Consider the following 3,651-nt stretch of genomic DNA (forward strand, 5'->3'; position numbering starts at 1 on the left):
AGGGCATGAAAGCCCAGGCCCAGGATCTGCTGGCATCCATGTCACTGGACACGGAAGGCCTGCCCTGGGGGCTGGTGCTGTTCGACCCGGACTGGCACCAGGGTGTGATCGGCATTCTTGCGGCCCGGATCCGGGAGCAGACCCATCGCCCCACCATCGCGTTTGCCGCCGATGAAAACGGTGAGGATCTCAAGGGGTCCGCCCGCTCGATACCCGGTTTACACATTCGGGATGTGCTGGCAGTGGTGGATGCCCGGCACCCAGGGTTGCTGAAGAAGTATGGTGGTCACGCCATGGCGGCCGGAATGACGCTGGCGGCTGCAGATTTCGAGCGTTTCTGCGACGCTTTTGATCTGGCCGTACGGAGTTCATTACGAGCGGAAGATCTGGAGCCGGCCATCACCACCGATGGCCCGCTGGCGCCCGACGAGCTTCACCTGGAAACAGCTGCTTTGCTCAAGCGGGCGGGACCCTGGGGTCAGCACTTTCCGGAGCCGGTATTTGACGGCGAGTTTCGGGTGATCTCCCAGCGCATTGTGGGTGAGAACCACCTCAAACTGGTGCTCCAGTCCATGACAGGGGACCTGGTGGTGGATGGTATCGCCTTCAATACCGGGCCGGAAGTGCCGGACTATACCCGCACCGGGGCCCGCATCGTTTACAAGCCCGACGCCAATACCTTTCGTGGCCGCACCAGTTTGCAGCTGCTGATCGATTATCTGGAGCCCTGCCAGGTGTCTCAGGCAGATTCTGTGCACTGACGCTGGCTGATTTCACATCGGAATTCCGGTAGAATTTCGCCTCAGTTTTTTATCCAATGTCTGAATGCGAGTAACAGCTTCATGGAAATCAATCCCATTGTGACGAAGATCAAAGAGCTTCGTGAGCGCACTGATGCGCTCAGGGGGTATCTTTGACTATGACCAACGTGCCGAGCGACTGGTCGAGGTAGAGCGGGAACTGGAAGAACCCAAAGTGTGGGATGACCCGGAGCGTGCGCAGGCGCTGGGCAAGGAACGGGCCGACCTTGAGCTGATCGTGACAACCATCGACAAACTCACGACCGGTCTGGACGATGCCGAGGGTTTGCTGGACATGGCCGCCGAGGAAGAAGACGAGGCCACTGTCGGCGAAATTGAATCGGATCTCGAGAGTCTCGATGCGGACCTTGAGAAACTGGAGTTTCGCCGGATGTTTTCCGGTGAGATGGACCCCAACAACGCCTACCTGGACATTCAGGCCGGTTCTGGCGGCACCGAGGCCCAGGACTGGGCCGACATGCTGTTGCGAATGTATTTGCGCTGGGGTGAGCGGCGGGGGTTCAAGACCGAAATTGTTGAGCTTCAGGACGGCGAAATCGCCGGCATCAAGAGTGCCACTGTGCATTTCCAGGGCGAGTACGCCTACGGCTGGCTGCGAACCGAAACCGGGGTTCATCGCCTGGTGCGCAAGTCGCCGTTCGACTCGGGCAACCGCAGACACACCTCGTTCAGTTCGGTGTTTGTGGCGCCGGAGGTTGATGACAGCTTCGAAATTGAAATCAATCCGGCGGATCTCAGGGTCGACGTTTACCGGGCCTCCGGTGCTGGTGGACAGCACGTCAACCGGACCGAATCCGCAGTACGGCTGACCCATAACCCCACCGGCATTGTGGTGGCCTGTCAGGCTGGCCGTAGTCAGCATCAGAACAAGGATTACGCGATGAAACAGCTCAAGGCCAAGCTGTTCGAGCGGGAAATGCAGTTGCGTAATGCCGAGAAGCAGAAGCTGGAAGATTCCAAATCCGACATTGGCTGGGGCAGCCAGATCCGCTCCTACGTGCTTGATGACAGTCGGGTCAAGGATTTGCGAACCAAGGTGGAAACCAGCAACACCCAGGCCGTTCTGGATGGTGATATCGACAAGTTCATTGAAGCCAGTCTGAAGATGGCGCTGTAATCAGCGCCAGTCCGACACCAGAACCAAATCCAGACCCGACAACTTCCGATTTCTAGTGAGCCAACATGACTGATCACACCAATGCCCCCCATACCGAGGACAACAAGCTGATTGTCGAGCGCAGGGCCAAACTGGCCGAAATGCGTGAACAGGGCAATCCGTTCCCCAACGACTTCCGCAGGGACGCCACCGCTGCCGAGCTGCAGGCCAGATATGGCGACAAAACCAAGGAAGAACTGGAGTCTCTCGGCATCAGGGTTGCGATTGCCGGCCGCATGATGCTGGACCGCAAGGCCTTCAAGGTGGTTCAGGACATGACCGGCCGCATCCAGATCTACGCAGTCAAGGCGGTGCAGCAGGACACCAGACACTGGGATCTGGGCGACATTGTCGGGGTAAGAGGTGTGCTGTGCAAATCCGGCAAGGGTGACCTCTACGTCACCATGGACGAGTATGTGCTGCTGACCAAGTCGCTGCGACCATTGCCGGAGAAGCACAAGGGCCTGACCGATACCGAGGCCCGCTACCGTCAGCGTTACGTGGACCTGATGGTCAACGAGGACAGTCGCCGGGTGTTCTACGCCCGTTCCAAAATCATCAATGTCATGCGTCAGTACTTTACCGAGCGGGATTTCATGGAAGTGGAAACCCCGATGCTGCAGGTGATCCCTGGTGGCGCTACCGCACGGCCTTTTGTGACTCATCACAATGCGCTGGGTCGCGACATGTACCTGCGGATTGCACCTGAGCTTTATCTCAAGCGGCTGGTGGTCGGCGGTTTTGAGCGGGTCTTCGAGATCAACCGTAACTTCCGCAACGAAGGTCTTTCGACCCGCCATAATCCTGAGTTCACCATGGTGGAGTTCTATCAGGCCTACGCCGATTACAATGATCTGATGGATCTGACTGAAGACATGCTGCGAACCATAGCCCAGCGTGTCCTGGGCACCACCAGCGTGGTGAACACCCGTGCGCTGGCGGACGGCGAGTCAGAAACCATTGAATACGATTTCGGCAAGCCGTTCGAGCGCCTGAGCGTGGTGGATGCGATTCTGCGTTTTAACCCGGATATTACCCGGGAGCAGCTGGCGGACGAGGACACTGCCCGCCAGGTGGCGAAAGATCTGGGCATCCATCTGAAGGATGGCTGGGGTCTGGGCAAGGTACAGATCGAGATTTTCGAAGCCACGGCGGAACACCGGTTGATGCAGCCCACGTTTATCACGGAGTATCCGAAAGAGGTTTCGCCACTGGCCCGCTGCAAGGACAGTGACCCCTTCGTCACCGAACGTTTCGAGTTCTTCGTGGGTGGCCGTGAGATTGCCAATGGCTTTTCCGAGCTGAACGATGCCGAGGATCAGGCCGAGCGCTTTCAGGCCCAGGTGGCCGAAAAGGACGCCGGCGATGACGAGGCCATGTTCTACGACGAAGACTATGTGGTAGCCCTGGAATATGGCCTGCCTCCCACCGCCGGCGAGGGTATTGGTATCGACCGTCTTGCCATGTTGCTGACCGATTCGCCGTCCATTCGCGACGTTATCCTGTTCCCGGCCATGCGTCCGGAACACAAGGCGGATGTGAAAAAGGACGAGGCGTAAACTATGGCCCCGGTAGCGGCGCTGGCGGCTCAGCTTCGCTCAGGCCGGGGCTGGACCGAGCATCTGGCGGACGAGTTCCGGCAGCCCTATATGCAGTCGCTGGCGGAGTTTCTGG

The 3,651-nt window shown here is 58.6% G+C and carries 3 protein-coding genes; all 3 read left to right on the plus strand.

Annotation, left to right across the window (positions count from 1 at the left end):
- Positions 1 to 761: DHHA1 domain-containing protein (locus AAC035_RS19545; protein ID WP_339806788.1), on the plus strand; the 761-nt coding region annotated here is incomplete at its 5' end.
- An 81-nt stretch (positions 762 to 842) separates the two neighbouring features.
- Positions 843 to 1,938, plus strand: a protein-coding gene (gene prfB, locus AAC035_RS19550) for a peptide chain release factor 2 (RefSeq protein WP_339806789.1) whose coding sequence is annotated in 2 segments (ribosomal slippage) — positions 843 to 914 and positions 916 to 1,938 — 1,095 coding nt in all. Because the reading frame shifts where the segments join, the coding sequence is not laid out codon by codon here.
- Positions 1,939 to 2,003: 65 nt separating this feature from the next.
- On the plus strand, positions 2,004 to 3,536 hold the full coding sequence (gene lysS, locus AAC035_RS19555; RefSeq protein ID WP_339806791.1) for a lysine--tRNA ligase: 1,533 nt from the start codon (positions 2,004 to 2,006) through the stop codon (positions 3,534 to 3,536).
- The last annotated feature ends 115 nt before the right edge of the window (positions 3,537 to 3,651 follow it).

Origin of the sequence: uncultured Marinobacter sp., assembly GCF_963974375.1 — a bacterium.
In the GTDB taxonomy this organism is placed as follows: Bacteria; Pseudomonadota; Gammaproteobacteria; order Pseudomonadales; family Oleiphilaceae; genus Marinobacter.

Excerpts from the sequence above, each read along its gene's own strand:
- lysS (WP_339806791.1), top strand. The coding sequence starts at position 2,004 with ATGACTGATCACACCAATGCCCCCCATACCGAGGACAACAAGCTGATT.